Source organism: Shewanella sp. DC2-4, from assembly GCF_013248875.1.
GTDB classification, from domain to species: Bacteria; Pseudomonadota; Gammaproteobacteria; order Enterobacterales; family Shewanellaceae; genus Shewanella; species Shewanella oncorhynchi.
In genome coordinates, this window is record NZ_JABRVR010000002.1 from 535,905 (window position 1) to 556,820 (window position 20,916).

Below are 20,916 nucleotides of genomic sequence, written 5' to 3' on the forward strand. Positions count from 1 at the left end.
CGGAGAATAGTATGGCCGGGCGTGAACTAAGCCACTTACAACAACTGGAAGCTGAGAGCATCCAGATCATTCGTGAAGTTGCAGCCGAATTCGATAATCCTGTGATGTTGTATTCCATCGGGAAAGATTCTTCCGTTATGTTGCACTTAGCGCGTAAAGCCTTTTATCCAGGCAAGATCCCATTCCCGCTGCTGCATGTCGATACAGGTTGGAAATTCAAAGAGATGATCGCGTTTCGTGATGCGCAGGCAAAGAAATTTGGCTTCGAGTTACTGACGCACATCAACCCAGAAGGTTTGGCGCAGGGAATTAACCCCTTCGACCATGGTAGTGCGAAACACACTGACATCATGAAAACCCAAGGTTTAAAGCAAGCACTTAACCAATATGGTTTCGATGCGGCTTTCGGTGGGGCTCGCCGCGATGAAGAAAAATCTCGCGCCAAAGAGCGCGTGTATTCCTTCCGCGACCGCCACCACAGATGGGACCCTAAAAATCAACGTCCAGAATTATGGCGCACCTATAACGGCGCAGTGAACAAGGGCGAAAGTATTCGTGTGTTCCCATTATCTAACTGGACTGAGCTGGATATTTGGCAATATATTTATCAAGAAAACATTGAGTTAGTGCCTTTGTACTTTGCTGCTAAACGTAAAGTGGTTGAGCGCGGTGGTCAGTTAATCATGGCCGATGACGAGCGGATGAAGTTAGCCGAGGGCGAGCAGATTAAAGAAGCAGTGGTGCGTTTTAGAACCTTAGGTTGCTACCCACTCACGGCCGCCATGTATTCTGAGGCCGACAGTCTAGAAAAGATTATTGAAGAAATGCTGTTAACCCGTTCGAGCGAACGTCAGGGCCGATTGATCGACTCAGATCAAAGTGCCTCTATGGAGCAGAAGAAGCGTCAAGGCTACTTCTAATCTCTACAGGGTTAACCCTATTTCGCGAAGGTGGCGCTAATCAGCGCGACCTTCAGCCAAGCAGATCAAGAGTGAGAATATGATGGACAAAGCGGTCAATAAAACCAATCTCATGGCGGCAGAAATTACCCTCCATGGTGTGAAAGAATATCTAGCCCTGCAGCAACACAAAGGCTTACTGCGTTTTTTAACTTGTGGCAGTGTTGACGATGGTAAAAGTACCTTAATCGGCCGTCTGTTACACGACAGCGCGCAGATCTATGAAGATCAATTAGCGAGCCTAAAGAGCGACAGCGCTAAGATGGGCACCACAGGTGAAGCCATTGACTTAGCCTTACTGGTGGATGGCCTACAAGCTGAGCGCGAGCAGGGCATCACTATCGATGTGGCTTATCGTTATTTTTCAAGTGATAAGCGCAAGTTCATCATCGCCGATACGCCAGGGCATGAGCAGTACACTCGCAACATGGCAACGGGTGCATCAACCTGTGATTTAGCGGTGATTTTAGTCGATGCCCGCTACGGCGTGCAGACTCAGACTAAGCGCCATGCGTTTATCGCGTCATTACTGGGTATTCGTCACTTTGTTGTGGCCGTGAATAAGATGGATTTGCTTGGGTTTGACGAGCAAGTATTTAACCGTATTCGTGCCGATTTTACGGATTTTGTTAAAGACTTCGGTAATCTCGATATCCACTTTGTGCCGTTATCGGCGCTTAATGGTGACAACGTGGTTGAGCGCAGCACCCAAAGCCCATGGTATCAAGGCGGTACACTGCTTGAACTGCTAGAAACCATTGATACTCAACGTGAACTCAGCTCATTGCCAGTGCGTTTTCCGGTACAATATGTGTCGCGCCCTCACTTAGATTTTCGCGGTTTTGCAGGCACTTTAGCCTCTGGCATCATTAATGTTGGCGACGAGTTAGTCGCTTTGCCATCGGGCAAACGCAGCAAGGTTGAACGTATTGTGACCTTCGATGGTGACATACCAGAAGCGGTTGCAGGCCAAGCTGTGACTATCACGCTGGAAGATGAAATTGATATTTCCCGTGGCGATTTACTGGCAAAACCGGATTCTGCACCTGCCGTCGCTAACGTGATCAGCGCTGACATAGTGTGGATGGATGAAAAGCCATTACAACTTGGTCAGTTATACGACATCAAAGTGGCTGGTAAGAAGACGCAAGCCTCTGTGACTGCTATCGATTATGTGGTTGACGTTAATACCTTAGCGCGCAGTGCGACGGATACGCTTGGGTTAAACGCCATTGCGCGTGTGACCTTAGAGCTGACCGAAGACATAGTGTTTGATGCATATTCGTTAGTGCGTGATACGGGCGGAATGATCTTAATTGATCGCCTGAGCAATGCGACGGTTGCCGCTGTGATGGTGGTGTCGGGTCAACACGTTAACAAACAAACTGCATCGCAATTTAGTGCCTTTGAAGTCGAGTTTAATGCCTTAGTGCGTAAACACTTCCCCCATTGGCAAGCGATAGATATCACTAAGCTTGGAGCTTAATTTGTGAGTGACTTGTGGCTATTAGCGATTATTTTGATAGGGCTTGTGGCTGGCTTAATTAGCGGCCGTATCAATCCAGCGGTATTGTTTTTATTTGCATTTTTGCTCTGTTATTTGCTTGGCATGGTTGCGCTCGATACCGCATTAACAAGCTTTACCAATATTGGCTTAGTCACGCTGGTCCTGCTGGTGTTGGCCGCGACGGCGTTAGAAAAAACGTCCCTGCTGGGGAAGTTGAGTCAAGTCATAGGCAATAGTTCTTTGCCTATGACAATGGCAAAGCTCGGTTTTTCGACGGCTTTACTGTCGTCATTTACTAATAACACTGCGGTCGTGGCATCACTGATTGGTGTTGTGCGCCGCAATCAGGCACACGCGCCGGCTAAGTTATTATTGCCGTTAAATTATGCGGCAATTTTAGGTGGCACACTGACCCTGATTGGTACCTCGACCAACTTGATTGTGAACTCCTTTGTAGAAAACGCCGGCTTACCCGCCTTAGGCTTCTTCGAGTTTACGCCAGTTGCAGTGGTGATCGTCGTCGCAGGCATCTTGTTACTGACCTTACTGGCGAACATTCTGCCCGACAGACGGGAAGAATCAGGTGAAGAAGCGCTGCCATATTTGCTCGAAGCCCATGTGGCGAAAGGTTCGTCCTTGGTCGGTCGCAGTGTGGTGGATAACAAACTTAGGGCACTAAAAAAGTTATATCTGGTTGAATTAGAACGCAGTGGCATTTGTATTTGCCCTGTGCCGCCCCAGTTAGTGTTGCAAGCGGACGATGTGCTGCGCTTTAGTGGCGCGGTGGAATCGGTTGAGTTATTGCACCAATTCGATGGTTTAGATTGGTTTGGTAAACATCAAGCCAAAGGACAAAATTTAGTTGAAGCTGTACTCGCACCGTCGTCCAGTTTAGTGGGCAGTTCATTGAAAGCATCGCGTTTTCGTGAGCAATTTGATGCGGCTGTGATGGCCATTCGCCGCGGAAATCATCCGTTGAAGGGTGGACTCGGTGACATTATTCTGCAACCCGGTGATGTGTTGTTATTGACGCCAGGTGATGGTTTTAGCAATAGCGCAAAGCTGAGTTCAGAGTTTGCAGCGATCAGTGGCTTAGATTTGAATGTGCGTCTAGACAGTCGTCGTGGTCGTTGGGTATTGCTGGGCTTTGCGGCAACGATCATCCTGAGTGTCACTGGCATATTACCCTTGGCTAAAGGTTTAGTGATATTGCTGCTCAGTTATTTTGCCATAGGCGCAGTCACACTGGCTGAGCTTAAACGCCGTTTCCCATTGGAATTAGTGGTGATCGTGGGGAGTGCATTAGGGCTTGCCAACTTGATGATGAGTACAGGCCTTGCGAACAGTTTAGCCCAAGGATTACTCTCAGTTATTAACGGTTATGGGGTATTTGGCGCTTTTGTCGGCGTGTATTTAATGACTTTATTGCTGACTGAACTGGTGACCAATAACGCAGCGGCGGCGCTGGCGTTCCCTATCGCTTACGCGATTGCACTTAATTACGGTGTCGATGCAAGGCCCTTTATTATGGCCGTTGTCTTTGGTGCCAGTGCGAGCTTTATTTCACCCTACGGCTATCAGACCAATTTGATGGTATTTAATGCGGGTAATTATCGCTTCAGTGACTTTGTCCGCCTTGGATTGCCGTTATCTGTGCTGTATTCCCTGATAGTGATATTTATGGTGCCGATCATCTTTCCATTTTAGTGATTAGCTTGAGTTTATTGCCCTTATGTTAGCGGTTAGTCAACATGGGGATTGAGGAGTTTTTATGACAAATATCGTGTGGCATCAACATCCTGTAGACCAAGCCGCCAGAGCCGAGCAGAAAGGCCAAAACCCAGTACTACTTTGGTTTACCGGACTTTCTGGCGCGGGCAAGTCAACATTGGCGGGTGCACTAGAGCGGGCGTTATTTGAGGCGGGATTCCACACTTATTTGCTCGATGGCGATAATGTGCGCCATGGCCTGTGTAAAGATTTAGGGTTTACGGTTGAAGACCGTGATGAGAACCTGCGTCGTGTGGGTGAAGTGGCTAAATTGATGGTGGATGCGGGGCTTGTGGTGTTATCGGCCTTTATTTCCCCGACCCGTGAAGAACGTGATGGTATTCGTGCCCGTTTTCCTGCAGGGCAGTTTATTGAAGTGCATGTAGCGACGCCTTTGAGTGTGTGCGAGCAGCGTGACCCTAAGGGGTTGTATGTGAAAGCGCGCAGTGGCGAAATTAGCAATTTCACTGGTATTTCATCACCCTATGAAGCGCCATTAGCCGCTGAGTTAACCATAGATACCAGCAAAGGCGATTTAGTGACACAAGTGCGTGCATTAATCGATTATTTAACGGCGATCAATGTCATTAATGCCGATAAGGCAAAAGCGCTAGCTTAACATTTAGCCCTTATCTTGCTTAAAAGGAGCCTTTAGGCTCCTTTGTTATTTCTGGGTTTTACTGCTTATACCATTGATTCATAATTTTTTATGGCGTGATAATTATTCTATTTTAAAGTCTTTAGCAAACAAGAGCTGTAGAGCCTTCAAGTATTCTTGATCTGGCTTAGGCTGTACTAGTTGGGCGAGTTCATCACCAATCGGTGTTAAGCGATAATAGCTAAAAAGCAGATTGCCGCTCTTGGGCGTAAGCTTCATTTGTATGCCTTGCAGGGCAAATTGAATCGGTGTTTTGTTATTGAGTAGGCCGGTTTCGAACTCACTGCTGTGAAGTATTCCCGCATCGACTAAGGTCAGAATACTGGAATAAGGTAGCCCAAACTGGGATAAGCCTAAATTGACTGAGGTGGTTTTACGGAAATACTGGCCAATCCCACCCGACAAGCGGTAGCCACTGATGAGTTTTAGGCGCTGCTCGTTATTCACCTTAGCCGCCATGCCAAGGGCTTTTTCAAGAATTTGTGCTTCCCTGTGAGTCAGTTGCTTGAGCAGCGCTAGGGTACGTAGACTGAAGTTTCCCGGATTCACTATTTCGCTCGACAATATCCGAGCCCACAAATCTTGCATCTTACGGTTATGGATTTGTTCCGCCATCAAGAAAAATTGATGGCTCCAATCAGGATCAAGATCGACCCCAGTGACATCTGAGTGGGTATAACTGAGGGCTAAGGCAAAAATGGTTTCCACATTGGCCTGATATTCGCTCGATAACTTGCGTGCTCTATGTTGAGCTCGCTCGGCTATTGAGGCGTTCGCAGGGCGATATTCTTGCTCACTGGCGAGCCCTAATTGGCGACCAAGTAGCAGGGCTTTTTTGCGAGCGGATACCTCGGATGCTGACTCGCCTTCTTCTGCCAACTGCAAAATATCTGAATCCTTCATCGCGTTATTAATCCTTGAGCTTGCACTGTGGTTGAGGTGTGGGCTTAGTGAACTCTTACATTCGGTTGTAGCTCACTTTAGATGATCATCTCTTTAGTTTGAGCATCTCGTTAAGCCAATTCTTTGGTTCGTTATTATGCCGTTTTATTTAACGACTTTAGCGATTGATTTCGCACTTTTAGTTGGCCAAGACCATAAGGTTTCATTACCCGGTTCAGGATGGCGCGGAACATTCAGCGCTAGTATTAACGAACATACGGCAAAGCCCGCCCCTATGTAAAATACAAAGGCGGGATCGGTTAACCACAATAAGCCCAAAAGCACAGGAATAATCACAGCCGCTATGTGGTTTATGGTGAAACTGACTGACATAGTGGCGGCAATATCTTTGCTGTCGGCGATTTTTTGAAAATAGGTTTTCATCGCAATTGCCATCGCAAAAAGTAAATGATCGATAACGTAGAGTGCTGCCGCCATATTGGCTTGTTCGACTAGGGCATAGCTGATAAAGACTAAGATGAGTCCGATATATTCCACAGTAAGCGCATTACGCTCACCAATACGTCCAATCAAACGACCAATAGCAGGCGCAAACAGTAGATTAACGGCATAGTTGATTAAGAACAGCGCAGTGATTTCACTGACGCTATAACCAAACTTTTCAACCATCATAAAGCCCGCAAATACCATAAAGATTTGCCGCCTTGCACCTGAAAAAAAGGTGAGCAGGTAATAGAGCCAATAGCGTTTACGCAGTATGATTTTTTTGTGTTGTATTTCCGTTGTCTCAAACTTGGGGTAATACCATGTTATGGTTAGCACAATGATGAGACCTAATACGCCTATAATCAAATACATATGCAGGTAGTCTAGCTTCAACCAAGTCATTACTAGCCAAATGCTGGCATAACCGACTAAAGCGGCCGCCGAACGCCACGCCAGTGCTTTCCCCATAAATCCAGCCGCGTCTTTTTTATCGACCCATTGCAGCGTTAGCGATTGGTTGATGGTTTCAAAATAGTGAAACCCGACAGACATCAACACAGTCGTTAGATACAGGCCTATGACCTGAGGAAAGAAACCTGTTACCGCTACGCCGATACATAAAATGGCGAGCGAGAGCAGGGCGAAGGCTTGTTCTCGAATGAGCAGCAGCACAAAAATTGCCGTAAAAGCTAAGAAGCCGGGGATTTCGCGCAGGCTTTGTAACATGCCGATTTCAGCCCCAGTGAATTGGGCTTTCTCAATCACGAAGTTGTTGAGCAATGCCTGCCAAACGGCAAACACGAGCGACATAACAAAGGTCATCCACAGCAAGAGTGCTTTAGGATCTTTTGCTTGAATAGCTTTCATTGATAAGGGACTCAGGCGATAAGTGTTCAAATGCTAATGCTTTTTCCTTAGGTTGGCTATATAAGGTGTGACTTATCCCTTTCAATTTTGTAACAATGTTTAGGCGAATTAACTCCCTAGGTTACAAAGACGCTAAAGCGAGAATATACCTAAGGCGTTATTTTTGTGAGGCAGTTAAAACTACCGCATATACTTGGGGTGTTTGGCGCTAAGCCCGTGATCTATTTCATGTAAATTGGCGGGTAAATCACCTAGTATGAAATATCTTAATTGTCATTTTACTTTTGCATACCAAGTTAAATTCCACTGGAATGCCAATGACTCTGGGTGTCCATTGCTACTTTTAGCGCATTTAGTCTGAGCGTTGTGATGTCATTTGATATGCCGAACGGGCATAGAGAGTCGAAATTAAGTCGCCTGCACCGTCTTTTCTAGGCCGCTTATTGTTATTTTGCTTGGGATTAATCGAGGCTAAATTGAAAAGAATTCTTATCATTTACTCTAGTGTTCACGGCCAGACCCAAAAGATTGCTAAAAAGCTCGCACAGCAGTTAATGGCTTTGGGTAATGAAGTGGTTACTGCCGATATCAAGGCCGCTCCAGTGCTCACTGAGTTCGACAAAATCATCATAGGCGCCAGTATTCGCCATGGTAAACATAACCCAAGTTTGTACGAGTTTATTGAAAAGCATCAAGCCGTATTGACGGATAAGGTAAGTGGTTTTTTCTCTGTCAGCTTAGTGGCACGTAAACCCGAGAAAAACACCCCAGAGACCAATCCTTACATGCAGGCATTTTTAAGTAAAACCACTTGGCGGCCACAATTGTTGCGCGTTTTTGGGGGGAACTTGAATTACCAAGGCTATAACGCTTTAGATAGAAATATTATCCGTTTCATCATGTGGTTAACTAAAGGACCTACTGACCCTGTTACCAATGTTGAATACACGGATTGGCAGAAAGTGACTGAGTTTGGTGAGCAGATCCACAGCGCTTAAGCTTGATATCAAATTTCGGTGCTTCATTTAGCCCTATTCTATTCGCGCCCTGAAAGCTGTATGTATGCCTTAGTCACAAGGGCAAAGGAGCATTAAATATGATCAGTATGATGACTAAACTTCGCTCCTTATGCCGAGTCATTATGGCGCAACTGCATGTGTGGATTGTCGTGTCGACTATCTTACTCGTGTGTTCCAGTCCGTGGATTTTTATGGGCCGACGGATACCCGATAACGCCAGTTTTTGGGATTATTTGCATGTATATTTAGGTTTAGCGTGCACTGTGCTTGGGGTTCTTTTCTTACTCAGCAATACCTTGCGTGGCAAGTGGCACCAATACTTTGGCTGGTTGGCGGGCGATTGGGCACAGTTAAAGCAAGATATTGTTGGACTTGCTAAAGGCAAATTCCCCGTGGCTGGTGGCAAAGGGCTGTTTAGTGCCATAGAAGGTATTGGCATGCTGTTGCTGGTGGCTACAGGGGTTACGGGCCTAGTTTGGTTTATCGTTCAAGGGACGCCAACGGCACTGGCATGGCGTGGTTATCATCAAGTCTTTGCGCAGGCTTTTATTGGTTTCTTGATCCTACATCTCGTCTTGGCTGCGAGCCATATTCTTGATTTTATTCGGCAATAAACTTCAGAACTCATATTGAGCGCTTATATCGATAGCTTGGATTGAACATGCATAAAAATGGCCTCCTAATTTGGAGGCCATTTTTTATTCCAACGATTGTTTTGAATTAGCTAAGACGTTGCTGACGGGTCACACCAATTGCGGCGGCGAAGACTAGAAATAACCAGCCTAGACTGCCACCCGATGAGGTTTTAGCAGGGGCGGCATCTTTCTCAACAGCAAGGTAGTTAATTAACCCAATTAACTCATCTAAGGTTTTGATGCTGTTTAAATTTACCGCATATTTATCGTTCACGATAAAGGCGGGTACGCTGTCGATTTTGAATTCATTCTGCTGGGTGCGCCACAGGGAAAGCTTTTCATTAGTGCTTTTGCTATCGGCTAATTCATCGTATTTAGCAGCATCGACACCAAATTGGGCGAAGACTTTTTTGATGTCATCCCGGCTGTTAATTTGCGGCTCATGCTGATGGCCAGGTGCACTATGATCGTGGCCGTTTGCGCCCTCTGCGCCTTGGATTGCGGTAAACATGGCATGGGTTAAGGCGTCTTTGTTATCAACGCTTTGGATCACGGCTAATGAACGCATCACTTCGGTGCCAATGTCGCTATTCATAAAGTCGACATGCTTATTGTCGAAACTTATCTGTTTGTTGAGGTTTGCCTTGATATCAGGCAAATAGTTGGTTTCCATATTGAAGCAGTTATGGCAATAAAATGAATAGAATTCAGTGAGTTTTGGTTCGCTGCTAGGCGCTTTGGTCGAGATTTGAGTGTAATGTGTGCCTTCAACAAAATTGGCGGCAAAGGTGCTCAATGGTGCAATCGCTAAGGTTACTGCCAAGGCTAATTGTTTAATCATAGTTTCCTCAAATTCGGTGGGATTGAATTCACAATGTCAGTCGTTGTTATCGTTGATATTCAACGGTCAACATTAGAGATAGAGTGAGCTTCAACCTAGGAGTTAAGCTAGCCCAAATGGCAGCGTTGACACATAGGTTCAGGTTAAATGGAAAGGCTTAATTATGACTGAATTGGCATGAAGCTAGTAGGCTAAATCTGTGATCTCAATGGAAGTTTTACCTTAGATTTGGCAGGACTGCAGACAGGATCGCATCGCTAAGTCGGTGCATATTGATTAAAGCCCCGTTCTGCATCACCACTGGCTAAATTCTTACGCAATATCCCTAAGCGACTGCCAAGCTTCGCACACCTCGCGAAAACGCGCCGCATCGCCATCGGGCCTGTCTGGGTGCCATTTAAGCGCTAAACGACGCCATTGCTTGCGGATATCACGGGCGGTAGCACTCTCGTCTAATTCGAAAACTCGCAGCGCGTTACCTTTGTTCATCAGATTGATATTTAAGCCAATATAGCTCTTATAATTGCTCCAGAATGCCTCAAGTAATTCTCGTACTACGTTTTCGCTGGTGTCGTAGTTATTCCAATCGAGGTAATACTCACGCAGGGAAGTATCTTGCATTATCAGCAGGTTAACGTTTGATGGTACTAAGCGGAAGATTTGAATTTCCATGGCTTTGACTTGTAGCCATTGCTTGGGCAGTAATATTTCCTGCAGTTCAAACAGGGCGTTCATCAGTAGGAAGTTACGTTTGAATAAATCGTTACCCGGATTTTCATCAAGCTGGTGGATCAGCCCTTGGGTTTGTAATTCAGTGGCTAAGTGATGGATTTTCCAACTTTGAGTTGAGGCTTGTAAAACCGTAAGCAACGGCCAAATCAGTGGGTTATCGCCCTTAGTGTTTGCAACCCGAATCGATTGAGGTTCTTCAGTGAGTGAGGGTTTGGCAAATAACATACTGACTGTCCCATCCTAAATTGTGAGTGTTACCAATGCGCCGATAAAACCGCTGGGCTGCAACAAATATGACTCGAAAGGCGACGATAAATGATCATTCACTAAGTTGAGCCGCAAACTATGCCACAGAGCCAAAGTGTAGGCAAAGATGAATTTTAGAGCAATACCGTGATGGTTTACTCCTACTTTAGATGGTTTCTCGGCGTAAATAAGCCGTTAACAGCAGTGAGGTTTTAGGGGAAGGTAGTTAAGAGAGGGCTAGTTTTAGACATGACGCCCTTGTTTATATCACATAAAATCAAGGGCATGCTTATTTTTCACATAGAGTGAAGGACTAGATTTCGGTGAAGATCACTTCTTGATCTAAGCGAGACTTAGGCAACTTAGCGTTGAAATCATTTTCTGAGTGATAACCTAATGCGACAACCACACAGGCACATAGACCTTGCTCCCTTAAGCCTAAGACTTGATTCATTTTAGTGGCATCAAAACCTTCGATCGGACACGCATCAATATCTAATACACTTGCACCGAGCATTAAAGTGCCAAGCGCTAAGTAGACTTGTTTTTCCATCCAATGCTGGGCATCTTTCAGCTCAAATTTATGCATATTAGTGAAGAAAGAACGGCCATTATGTTGGCCTTGCTTGGCTTCTTCATTAGCAAAGCGGCCATCCTTCGCTTCTTGCTCGAGTACTTGCAGTAAGTGTGCTTCATCTAATTGAGCACGAGCACAGAGTACGAGTACATGGGAAGCATCGAGAATTTTTTGGGTATTAAACGCATAGTTTTCGGTCGCTTGGGCAACTAACGCTTTACCTTCCGCCGTACTCGCTAACACAAAATGCCAAGGCTGTGAGTTAGTCGATGATGGGCTGTACTGCAATAAGGTTTTGATTTCTGCTATTTTATCCGCAGGAATCGTCTTAGTTGGATCAAAGGCCTTAGTGGTGTAGCGCTTTTTGGCGAAGAAACTTAAATCACTCATGTAACGGCTCCAAATCATTAAGGAATACAAATTCAATGGCAGCATTTTAAGCAGGTTTAAGTAAAAAACAATGTGATCAAGGCAGGTATTAGTTTCAAAAAAAATTTGAAACTGGGTGCTTATGCGCACTAGACAAAGCTTATGTGTGATGGAGTAGATGGCATGAAGTTTCAGACAATCCCAATTATGCGGATCTTTGATGAAGATAAAGCCAAAGAGTTTTACCTTGGCTTTCTGGGAATGGAATTAGATTGGGAACATCGCTTTGAGGATGGCTACCCGATTTATATACAAGTTTCACTTGGTAATTTTGTTTTGCACTTGAGCGAACATTCAGGCGACTGTACTCCTGGCTGTAAGGTTTTTGTGAATGTGAGTGAACTTGATCAATTATTTGCTCATGTGACTTCTAAGCCATATAAATACAACAAACCTAGTATTGAAGATGCGCCTTGGGGCGATCGTTGCTTTACTGTAACAGATCCGTTTTCAAACAGGATTTTGTTTAATGAAGCAGCAGACACATAACAGAGTGAGGCATTCGAGACCCGCGGCATTTACAAGTTTACGCGCATGGGCACTGCGTTATGCTCTCAGGAGAAAAAATGAGTTCAGTTGAATTGTGGAAAAGCTTTGTTGACGAGTTTGCTCAGTTACATGATGGAGTATTTGAAAAATGGGTCTTGCAAGAAGGGAGCTATCCAAACAGGCAGGAAAATTCAGAAATAAATGAGTTCTTAACGTCACTAACTGTCCAGCAAAGAGAGATTCTCGTCAAGATGCTTATTAATGCTAGACGTGGTGGTATTCATGATGCCTTAGTACGACTTAATGACAGAATGGACTGCGAAAATGGTCAGTATTACGAAAACGGCATTGAGATGGAATTTCAGCCCTTTGGTTCCACCCTTTACTATGACTATGTTTGTCGCCGAGAAGGGGATAATTGGGAGCAAGAATAGGTATTATCGAAATATCTCGCTTCCAGTGTTCACCCTGCATATAGCCTAGCACACAGCTTAATGATTTTAGTTACTTAACAAAGCAATCGTTGGTTGAAGGCAAACCAAAAGTGCATTATGTTGTTGGTTTGAAATGGATGGCTTGATTTATTATTCGCTAACGCGGATCCGCTTATACCCAACGTTATGTGTAAGGGAATCTTAATGATCGAAAGACCCAAAGTAATAAACCTCACAGAAGCCAGAACGATTCGCAAAGTCCATTGCGGAGAGTGTAACTGGGAGCAGGAAATAGCTGCTATCACTGAAGCTGAGATAAAATGTTGCCCTTGGTGCGGCTGGAGCGATCTGGAAATAAGTACTTTAAAAGCAGAAGGTGGCTTCCAAGAAATAGAATGTCAAAAGCACGGTAGAGTTACGGTTCTACTACCTAGCTGCAATATTGATCCACTAGACTTCATGAACAACTTATTTTGTCCATTCTGTGAGTAACACATAACAATGCAAACCAGCCTGATGGCTTTTTCGTTCCTTGTTTTGCTACGCTATCGCAAAACAATCCACTACAAAGCAGCGGCTGTTTGCGGCTTATGCGTGAAGAGAGATCGGATATATAAATGGAAAAAGCATTAATAGATATTAGGTATTACGCTAGCGACTCCTTATATGAGACAGGTAAGAGTCTACCTTCGAGTTGTTCTAGCTTTTTCAAATTTCCTAAGCTGCTTCATTACTGGGGTGCTCGTATAGCCACAATACTTGGTGCAAATGGATTATCCCTCGGAGAATTCGATCACCTATATGTAAACTACACAAATGCTATTCCAGAAGGCACGATGGTTTTTTCCGATAGAACACCAGAAAAGTGGCTTAGGTATATAGACTGCGGTGTAAATTTTGAGAAATTAAAATCATTAAATGAGTCCGAACTTGAACAATTTGTAATTCGCAGTACCTTTGAGTGTCTTGAGCACCTTTGTAAGTTGAGCATAGAAAAAACCGAAAAAATCAAGCTTGCTTCAAACGAGGTGGAAAGATTTGGTTCTGCGGTCGAGCTTCCGGTTAAGGCAAAACATACTAAGTCATATTCGGTTCTGGTTTCATATAAATTGCGCCCAAATGGCGAAGCATCTCATGGGCTTGTAAAATACATTAACCACAAAACAGGTGCTACTTTCACTAAAAGGTTTGTTGATCTTAAGGGACCATCGGATATATTTCCTCTTGTCGGTACAATTTCAGTAAAAGATGGAAAAGTCCTGATCACGCCGAGGGCATCATTTAAAGCTAGCCTTTACACAAATTCATATCAGATTCCAATGGAGATTGATTTAAGTGAAGCGGCAAGCGCATAACAAGGCGCTGCTAGGGACAAATCTGCGCTGCGCTTCGGTTTGTCCTAGAGCGCGGCGTTAATCCATAGAAAATTTAATCCGAAAATCATAGATTAGAGCAAGAATTCTAACTCATTTATGTCTACTAGCTTTTTACGTATATATAGCAAAACTGGTAGTTAAAATTGGCATTGGGTCACCAGTGACCGTTGGCGACATGGATGTCGCCGTCGAGCCTATAAGGACATATTCACGGCGTGTCGCTGGAGACACAATGACAATAAACTCCCAGAACAGATAAACGGCTATTTAGTTTTTGTTCAATACCTATTAATTCAAAGGCATAATTTTTATGGTGTTGTGAAAGATGATTGTATCCTGACTTGTCTAATTTAGTCTTTGTCATCAACGTTGAATGTTGGGATCCTAATTTGAATCCTTCGCTCACTGCACGTACTTATAAAGGTCACGACAGTGAGCATGAGGGACAGGACTTAAGCCGCTTAAGCTAACGCAATACCTTGCTTAAAAACGCTTGGGTACGGGCTTCTTTCGGGTGGCTAAATAGCTCATCTGGCGGACTAGATTCGACTACATAACCGCCGTCCATAAAGATCACGCGATCGGATACATCGCGCGCAAAGCCCATTTCGTGGGTGACAATGACCATGGTCATGCCCTTTAGCGCTAAGTCTTTCATCACGTCTAATACATCCCCGACCATTTCGGGATCGAGTGCCGATGTTGGCTCATCGAACAGCATCAAGTCTGGTTCCATCGCTAATGCGCGGGCAATGGCGACCCTTTGCTTTTGGCCGCCCGATAAACTGGCGGGGTAGGCATTGGCTTTGTCACTTAAACCAACCTGTGCCAGTAGGTCGAGGGCTTTGGTCTCGGCTTGAGCTGGCGTCATCAGTTTTAGACTAATAGGCGCTAAGGTGATGTTTTGGATGACGGTTTTATGGGGGAACAAGTTAAAGTTTTGAAACACCATGCCCACTTTTTGCCGCAGTTTATCTACGCAGGCGTTTGGCGCTGTGATCAATTGACCTTCAATCTCGATATCGCCTTGGCTTGGCTGCTCTAACAGATTGATACAGCGCAAAAAGGTACTCTTGCCACTGCCGCTTGGGCCGATCACACTCACCACTTCGCCCTGACGAATATGCTCGCTAATGCCCTTGAGCACTTGGTTATCGCCAAAGTTTTTATGCAGGTTGGTTATTTTAATCACTTTGTTTCAACCTCTTTTCAAATTTCGACAGCACAAACGTGAAGCTGTAGGTCAGGAATAGGTAGATGAGGGCGCAGGTAAATAAGGGCACACTGTCCTCGAAGGTACGGCTACGGATGATTTCACCGGCGCGCATAAGGTCAACACCACCGATAAAGCCAATGACGGCGGTTTCCTTGAGGAGCACGATAAATTCATTACCAAGTGCGGGCAGAATATTCTTAATCGCTTGGGGCAGAATAATCGATTTCATGGTCATTGCTTGGGACAAGCCAAGTGAACGGGCCGCTTCGGTTTGACCTTTATCAACGGCTTGAATCCCTGCGCGGATTATCTCAGAAATATACGCGCCGCTATTGAGACCAAAAGCGATAATGGCGGCGGTGATTTTATCGACATCTAAGGCTGAAAGCACGATGAAGTAAAGGATCACTAATTGCACAACTACTGGGGTGCCACGGATCACACCGACATAAAGATTGGCGGGGAAGCGGATATACCACTTAGACGACATCTTCATAAAGGTAGTGCCAATGCCTAACACTGCGCCTAATAACATGGCGAAGAAAGTGACGATTAACGTCACTTTCAAACCATTTAATATCAGCAGTATGCCTATCATGCCATCTTCGCCAATCGGGCTAAACAGCGAGGTATTAATTGCGTCTATCATGCTGATATCACTTTATATGGGCAGAAACGAGCGTCTGATATTGGCCGTCAGCTTTCATATTAGCCAGTGTTTTATTGATGCTCGCCAGCAGTTCAGGCTGCTCTTTCGACACGGCGAAACCATAAAACTCAGCAGGAAAATCCAGTTTAATCATCTTTAATTCAGGATTTTTAGCCAGATAGTTAGCGGCAGGTTCGCTGTCGAATAACACTAAATCTACCTTTGAATTTTTAAGCTCCATAATGGCTTCGAAACCCGTATTAAAGGCGGTGATATTTTGGGTATATTTTTTCGACATGATGTCAGCGGTTGTGCCTAACTGCACCGCAAAGTGTTTGCCTTTAATATCTTCAAGCGTATGAATACTATTGTTATCTTTATTAACCAGTACCACTTGGGTCGCTTCGTAGTAAGGCTCAGAGAAGTTTACGTTGGCCTGACGTTCAGCGGTAATCGTCATACCTGAGGCGATAAAATCAATCTTGCCTGAATTAAGCGCGACGATCAGTGAATCGAACTTCATGTTTTCGACTTTGAGCGTCTTGCCCGCATCTTTAGCGATTTGCTTGGCCAGATCGATATCAAAGCCTTTGATTTCATCGCCACTTTGGCCGCCAACATATTCAAAAGGAGGGAAGGCGGCATTAGTGCCAACGACTAACACGTCATCGCTTTTTCCGCATCCAGCTAACAACAAGGTGGCAGTTAAGGTCAGGCCGCCTAATAACATGGATTTTTTCATTTAAGACTCTCTTGTTCGATTTCACTATCAGTGTGGCGACTATAGGCAGATGAGCATTAAGTGTCAATAATTATGCTGTTAATTTGATTAAAAATTCATTTCTATTTTGCGGTTTTCAGTCGCAAGATTGAGGGGCGCTGCTTTCCTGTACAAATTTGTGTGTAAGTTGTTTTCTCTGGGTTGAATTATTGTGTTTTGGTCTATAACTATTGTTACTGTTAGGTTTTTGGCTATCTATACTTCTGTGGTGTTTATTAGCGGCAGCTCAATGAGAGTGTCATAATTTGAACTATCGCCTATTATTCTTTGATTAAATTGGCTAGTTTAGCCGCTCTTTAACGGCAACCTTAGTTGGTGTTATTCCTATTTTATGCAGTTTAATCCTCTGGCTGATTTGATTATCAAGCTAGAAACGATGTTTCAGGAGTTAAAAGTGAACTATCTCAACTCAGCATTAGTGTGCTTAGCCCTGTGCTTATCGAGTGCACTGCAGGCCGAAGAGCAAACTCAGTGGCATTACAGCTTAGGCAGCCATAATTTTGTGGTCGAGGATTCTCACACCTTAGGGGTGAATGCGAGTCTATTGTTAGAACATAAAACCCAAAGCGATATTTTGCTGACGGCGGCGCTGGATGCCTATATAGACGTAGATGTCGATAAACTCGACCCTGACCACATCCCTGTGTGGTTTAAGTCTGCCTATGCCGCGAGCGGTGAACTTTATCGTGTTAATCCCGCGTTTTCATTTGGTTGGCAGTTCGATTTACAGGGAAAGCGTAATACCGTTAGCTCGGTTGAGAAACAAGCTAAGGTATTTCCTGGGCTGACAGCTAACTTTGACGGACAAGCATTACAGGCCCAGTTCAAGGCAGGTGCGGGTTATTACTATCTCGAAATCGATGACGATGTGCCTAGAACTCGAGGTTACGATCGTGGCGATTTTGGGAATGGTACGTTTGCTTATACCTTTATGGGAAGTGTAGGGGCTAATGTGACGCCTAAGCTACATATGCAAGTGGCCTCACAAACCTGGCAAGACGAAGACCAATGGTTAGAGAATCAATATCGCTTTGAGCTGAGTTACCAAACCGATTTTTGGCGGCCCAATAGCGTGTTAATGCTGAGCGCTGAGCACACGCAGTACAATTTAGACCACTATGCCAAAGTCGATGTTAACTCGGCTGAGTATTTGCCTATTCTGCCATGGGATAGCGATACGCTAGTGCGTTTAAGCTTAGTTGTTCCTTGGTAAGAATAGGGTTATTTATGGGTTAAGTGCTTCTCGACTAAGGCGATCATGGCTTGAGCCGCGAAGGATAAGACTTGGTCTTTGCGCCAAAAGAGGGATAACTCCCAGCGCAGCTCGTCACTCGCCAGCGGGATATTTACGACGCCGGGTACACTGTAGCGCCGCGCGATGGAGCGCGGCAATACCATAACCCCTGTGCCCGCGGCGACTAAGGCAATACCGAAATCGGCTTGGCTAACGCGGGTAATGTTTTTAGGGACAAATCCGGCGTGTCGGCAGGCATTGAGCACTAATTGATAGAGAGTGTATTCGGTTTCGAACATCACCTGAGGGTCGGCACTGAGATCGCTAAACGATAATATCTGTCGGGTGGATAACGGATTTTCCTTAGGCAGCACTACTACCATAGGATCGTTAAACACGCGTATGCCGTCATAGCCCTCATCAAAATCAATAATCCCAGTGGCCAGTTCAATTTCGCCCTTTTGGATTGCCGCGGTTTGCTCTACACCGCCACGGACGAGTAAGTGCATCTCTATCTGCGGATATTGCTGGCGATATTTGGCAATAATCGGGGCAAAAATTTCGGCACTCCCTAGAGGAGCCAATCCGAGATTGAGTTCGCCCGCGGTTAAACTGCGTTGGGCCGTGAGTTCAGCGAGCATGCGTTGTCGGCCAGCGAGTAACTCTTTGCCATGTCGATAAACAACTTCGCCCGCGGGCGTGAGTTTGACTTGGGTGCCGCGTTTACCGCGTTCGAGTAAGATGAGGTCTAGCTCCTCTTCCAATTGGCGTACGGCCTTTGATAGTGCAGGTTGGGTGAGATGGACTTTTTCGCTGGCTTTACCGAAGCCTCCAGCATCGACGATTTCGATAAAATAGCGGATAACTTTGAGGTCCATTAAGGTTCACCTTTAAATGTATTCTTAAAATTCATGCATTACATTCTTAATATTCATTTTTTTTATCAAATAGGCAAGCCTAGAATAGCCCTATAGAAAACTTTGTTCTAACCGAGAAAATCATGTCATTCCCACAAGCCGCAATACGTCAGTGTCGACATTGGGCTTTGTTATTAAGCCAAATCGGCCTCTTCTGTTTACTGTCCTTCGCATGTCACTGGTTCGCCACTTGGGCACATTCTCCTATTCCAGGGAGTGTGATTGGCTTAGGCATACTCTTATTTTTATTAGGTTTTAAACTCATTCCTGAAAATGCCGTACAACTGGGCGCTGCATGGTTGATTGGTGAGTTATTGCTGTTTTTCATCCCGCCAGTGATATCTGTTATTAAGTACGAAGGTTTGTTTGAGCAATACGGCACCAATATTTTATTCACTTTAGTGATGGGCAGTGTGTGTGTGATGTTTGGTACAGGCTTTGTGGTCGATAGAGTGTTTCGTTTTGAGCGCCAACTGAACATCAAAAAGCAAGCCCGTCGCCATGCTAAGGCGGCTTAATGATGACTGACTCAAAAGTGGTGGATTTTGTGTTGTCGCAGACGGGATTAGCCTTATTCAGCTTATTGCTGACCATATTCTGTTACTTCGGCGCAAAGCGTCTCTATAAGTACCATAGAGTCTGGTGGTTAGCGCCCATAGTGTTAGCGCCAATAGTGATTACCTTATTGGTGTTTAATCTTAAGATCCCGCTGCCAACCTATTTTGAATACACCCATTGGTTAATGGCCATGTTAGCGCCCGCGACTATCGCCTTTGCTTTGCCGATTTATCGTGAGCGTAACTTGATCCGCCAGTATCCGCTGACGATAGGGTTAGGTGTAACGGCGGGATTGTTTTTGGGGATGATGTCTTCTTGGCTGTTGGTAAAGTTTGTGCCTCTGCCGGTGGAATTGTCTAAGAGTTTGCTGGTACGTTCGGTGTCGACGCCCTTTGCGATGGAGGCGACTAGTGCCTTTGGCGGCGTGCCTGAGTTGACGGCCATGATGGTGTTAATCACAGGCGTCATTGGCATCTTGGTGTGCGATCCCTTATTCAAATTTATGCGTATTCGTACTTCGTTAGGTAAAGGTGTTGCTCTAGGGGCATCTGCCCATGGTGCGGGCGCCGCAAAAGCCAATGAAATCGGCAAGCAAGAGGGCGTTATCGCCAGTTTGACTATGATTTTTATTGGTATCGCTATGGTGTTAGGCGCACCCGTTTTTGCATTGATTTTTATCTAGGCTTTGAATGCTATCGTGTGAGTTTTATGGCTTGAATTTACACACCTCAATTTCGGCAAATTTGCCTCTTCGAGCGCTAACTCCTTCTCGGTTATGCGCTTTTTTTTTGAGCTTACCTTCATAAAATGTGGCATGCTGTACCAAGTTGAAATACATAGTATTAATGGTGATACCTATGTCTAGTAAGTCAGACAAACAACCAAACACGCAATACAGCGTGAGTTTACGCCCGATTATTGAAAGTGATCTTGAAGCTATTTTTGTGCATCAAAGCGATCCCATTGCTAACCAGCTTGCTCAATTTCCTCCTCGGGATCGGGAAGCGTTTTTTAAACATTGGCATCAAAATATTCTGGGACAAGTGAATGTATTACCAAGGGCGATAGTGGTCGATGGCAAGTTTGTGGGCAATATTGGGCATTGGCAAAGTGATGGACAAGCGCTTATAGGGTATTGGATTGACAGTGAATATTGGGGCAAAGGTATCGCGACACAGACCTTAGCGCAATTTTTGCCTTTAGTCAGTTTAAGACCCCTTTTTGCCCATGTGGCTAAACATAATTTAGCTTCACAGCGAGTACTACTCAAACACGGTTTTGTGCTGACAGACCAACTGATACAAGAGTGTGAAGATACTGAAGCTTTACTCGAATTTGTCTTACGCTAGCGGATAAGATGCTATAACGCGGCATTTTAGGGCGTATGTTAACGCTTTCATTCGCCTAAAATGACGTATTTAGATGCTTGAAACCACTGTTGTACAGGGACTTTTGTTAAAAGTGCAAAAAGTCGCCCATTATTTTCATTTCAAATTATTCTACTGAAAAAAGCCTCTTTCTAAGATTTTGTCTCTACTGTAATTGAAAAGCCTAGATCTAGATGCTTTATTGCTCTGAATTGGTGACAGGTTAAGCTGGTTTTATATAAAAAAATTGAGAAGAAAGTGCTGAT

General features: G+C 44.8%; 22 protein-coding genes. 13 read left to right on the plus strand and 9 right to left on the minus strand.

Annotated features, from left to right (window positions below):
- The first annotated feature begins 11 nt into the window (after positions 1–11).
- The 4 genes from cysD (at position 12) to cysC (ending at position 4,855) form a co-directional block, all read left to right on the plus strand.
- Entirely contained in the window at positions 12–920 is a 909-nt protein-coding gene (cysD, locus tag HQQ92_RS02970) for a sulfate adenylyltransferase subunit CysD (RefSeq protein WP_028761749.1), read from the plus strand.
- An 82-nt stretch (positions 921–1,002) separates the two neighbouring features.
- Positions 1,003–2,445: a sulfate adenylyltransferase subunit CysN gene (cysN, locus tag HQQ92_RS02975; RefSeq protein ID WP_173248558.1), complete on the plus strand. Its 1,443-nt coding sequence runs from the start codon at positions 1,003–1,005 to the stop codon at positions 2,443–2,445.
- Between the two features lie 3 nt (positions 2,446–2,448).
- Complete coding sequence (locus HQQ92_RS02980) at positions 2,449–4,173, plus strand: SLC13 family permease (protein ID WP_173242986.1); 1,725 nt, start codon at positions 2,449–2,451, stop codon at positions 4,171–4,173.
- Positions 4,174–4,237: 64 nt separating this feature from the next.
- Positions 4,238–4,855 carry an adenylyl-sulfate kinase gene (gene cysC / locus HQQ92_RS02985; RefSeq protein ID WP_105251589.1) on the plus strand — a complete coding sequence of 206 codons (618 nt, stop codon included), beginning with the start codon at positions 4,238–4,240 and terminating at the stop codon, positions 4,853–4,855.
- Positions 4,856–4,957: 102 nt separating this feature from the next.
- On the opposite strand, the gene HQQ92_RS02990 is transcribed toward cysC, so the two are convergent.
- Both HQQ92_RS02990 and HQQ92_RS02995 read right to left on the minus strand, forming a co-directional pair.
- Entirely contained in the window at positions 4,958–5,797 is an 840-nt protein-coding gene (locus HQQ92_RS02990) for a TIGR03899 family protein (RefSeq protein ID WP_173242989.1), read from the minus strand.
- A gap of 144 nt (positions 5,798–5,941) precedes the next feature.
- Positions 5,942–7,150 (minus strand): MFS transporter, encoded by a 1,209-nt coding sequence (locus HQQ92_RS02995; protein WP_173242993.1) that lies wholly within the window; start codon positions 7,148–7,150, stop codon positions 5,942–5,944.
- A 476-nt stretch (positions 7,151–7,626) separates the two neighbouring features.
- On the opposite strand from HQQ92_RS02995, the gene hemG reads away from it, so the two are divergent.
- Both hemG and HQQ92_RS03005 read left to right on the plus strand, forming a co-directional pair.
- Complete coding sequence (hemG, locus tag HQQ92_RS03000) at positions 7,627–8,148, plus strand: menaquinone-dependent protoporphyrinogen IX dehydrogenase (RefSeq protein ID WP_028761755.1); 522 nt, start codon at positions 7,627–7,629, stop codon at positions 8,146–8,148.
- A 107-nt stretch (positions 8,149–8,255) separates the two neighbouring features.
- Complete coding sequence (locus HQQ92_RS03005; RefSeq protein WP_173248560.1) at positions 8,256–8,783, plus strand: cytochrome b/b6 domain-containing protein; 528 nt, start codon at positions 8,256–8,258, stop codon at positions 8,781–8,783.
- Positions 8,784–8,889: 106 nt separating this feature from the next.
- Here the strand turns inward: HQQ92_RS03005 and HQQ92_RS03010 are convergent, their stop codons facing one another.
- The 3 genes from HQQ92_RS03010 to nfsB all read right to left on the minus strand — a co-directional run bounded on the left by HQQ92_RS03010 (position 8,890) and on the right by nfsB (position 11,590).
- Positions 8,890–9,645 (minus strand): DsbA family protein, encoded by a 756-nt coding sequence (locus HQQ92_RS03010; protein ID WP_105251591.1) that lies wholly within the window; start codon positions 9,643–9,645, stop codon positions 8,890–8,892.
- Between the two features lie 312 nt (positions 9,646–9,957).
- Positions 9,958–10,602 carry a DNA-J related domain-containing protein gene (locus tag HQQ92_RS03015; protein ID WP_173242995.1) on the minus strand — a complete coding sequence of 215 codons (645 nt, stop codon included), beginning with the start codon at positions 10,600–10,602 and terminating at the stop codon, positions 9,958–9,960.
- A gap of 334 nt (positions 10,603–10,936) precedes the next feature.
- Positions 10,937–11,590, minus strand: coding sequence for an oxygen-insensitive NAD(P)H nitroreductase (gene nfsB / locus HQQ92_RS03020; RefSeq protein ID WP_173242996.1), 654 nt, complete (start codon positions 11,588–11,590; stop codon positions 10,937–10,939).
- 162 nt (positions 11,591–11,752) lie between these two features.
- On the opposite strand from nfsB, the gene HQQ92_RS03025 reads away from it, so the two are divergent.
- The 3 genes from HQQ92_RS03025 to HQQ92_RS03035 all read left to right on the plus strand — a co-directional run bounded on the left by HQQ92_RS03025 (position 11,753) and on the right by HQQ92_RS03035 (position 13,907).
- Complete coding sequence (locus tag HQQ92_RS03025) at positions 11,753–12,118, plus strand: glyoxalase superfamily protein (protein WP_105251592.1); 366 nt, start codon at positions 11,753–11,755, stop codon at positions 12,116–12,118.
- A gap of 77 nt (positions 12,119–12,195) precedes the next feature.
- Positions 12,196–12,552, plus strand: coding sequence for a DUF6547 family protein (locus HQQ92_RS03030; RefSeq protein ID WP_254306295.1), 357 nt, complete (start codon positions 12,196–12,198; stop codon positions 12,550–12,552).
- 617 nt (positions 12,553–13,169) lie between these two features.
- Positions 13,170–13,907, plus strand: a complete 738-nt coding sequence (locus HQQ92_RS03035; protein WP_106649617.1) for a hypothetical protein — start codon at positions 13,170–13,172, stop codon at positions 13,905–13,907.
- Positions 13,908–14,394: 487 nt separating this feature from the next.
- Here the strand turns inward: HQQ92_RS03035 and HQQ92_RS03040 are convergent, their stop codons facing one another.
- The 3 genes from HQQ92_RS03040 to HQQ92_RS03050 are packed head-to-tail and all read right to left on the minus strand — an operon-like array spanning position 14,395 to position 16,535.
- A complete protein-coding gene (locus HQQ92_RS03040; RefSeq protein ID WP_028761645.1) occupies positions 14,395–15,120 on the minus strand; it encodes an amino acid ABC transporter ATP-binding protein in 726 nt (241 codons plus the stop codon).
- Positions 15,113–15,793, minus strand: a complete 681-nt coding sequence (locus HQQ92_RS03045; RefSeq protein ID WP_006085903.1) for an amino acid ABC transporter permease — start codon at positions 15,791–15,793, stop codon at positions 15,113–15,115. Before HQQ92_RS03045 ends, HQQ92_RS03040 begins: the two co-directional genes overlap by 8 nt.
- A gap of 7 nt (positions 15,794–15,800) precedes the next feature.
- Positions 15,801–16,535, minus strand: coding sequence for a basic amino acid ABC transporter substrate-binding protein (locus HQQ92_RS03050; RefSeq protein WP_071940133.1), 735 nt, complete (start codon positions 16,533–16,535; stop codon positions 15,801–15,803).
- 433 nt (positions 16,536–16,968) lie between these two features.
- Between HQQ92_RS03050 and HQQ92_RS03055 the strand changes: the two genes are divergently transcribed.
- Entirely contained in the window at positions 16,969–17,787 is an 819-nt protein-coding gene (locus tag HQQ92_RS03055; RefSeq protein WP_375539955.1) for a hypothetical protein, read from the plus strand.
- A gap of 8 nt (positions 17,788–17,795) precedes the next feature.
- Here the strand turns inward: HQQ92_RS03055 and HQQ92_RS03060 are convergent, their stop codons facing one another.
- Positions 17,796–18,686, minus strand: a complete 891-nt coding sequence (locus tag HQQ92_RS03060) for a LysR family transcriptional regulator (protein WP_028761648.1) — start codon at positions 18,684–18,686, stop codon at positions 17,796–17,798.
- A 122-nt stretch (positions 18,687–18,808) separates the two neighbouring features.
- On the opposite strand from HQQ92_RS03060, the gene HQQ92_RS03065 reads away from it, so the two are divergent.
- The 3 genes from HQQ92_RS03065 (at position 18,809) to HQQ92_RS03075 (ending at position 20,632) form a co-directional block, all read left to right on the plus strand.
- Entirely contained in the window at positions 18,809–19,243 is a 435-nt protein-coding gene (locus tag HQQ92_RS03065) for a CidA/LrgA family protein (RefSeq protein WP_028761649.1), read from the plus strand.
- Positions 19,244–19,245: 2 nt separating this feature from the next.
- A complete protein-coding gene (locus HQQ92_RS03070) occupies positions 19,246–19,965 on the plus strand; it encodes an LrgB family protein (RefSeq protein ID WP_028761650.1) in 720 nt (239 codons plus the stop codon).
- A 175-nt stretch (positions 19,966–20,140) separates the two neighbouring features.
- Positions 20,141–20,632 carry a GNAT family N-acetyltransferase gene (locus HQQ92_RS03075; protein ID WP_173243005.1) on the plus strand — a complete coding sequence of 164 codons (492 nt, stop codon included), beginning with the start codon at positions 20,141–20,143 and terminating at the stop codon, positions 20,630–20,632.
- The last annotated feature ends 284 nt before the right edge of the window (positions 20,633–20,916 follow it).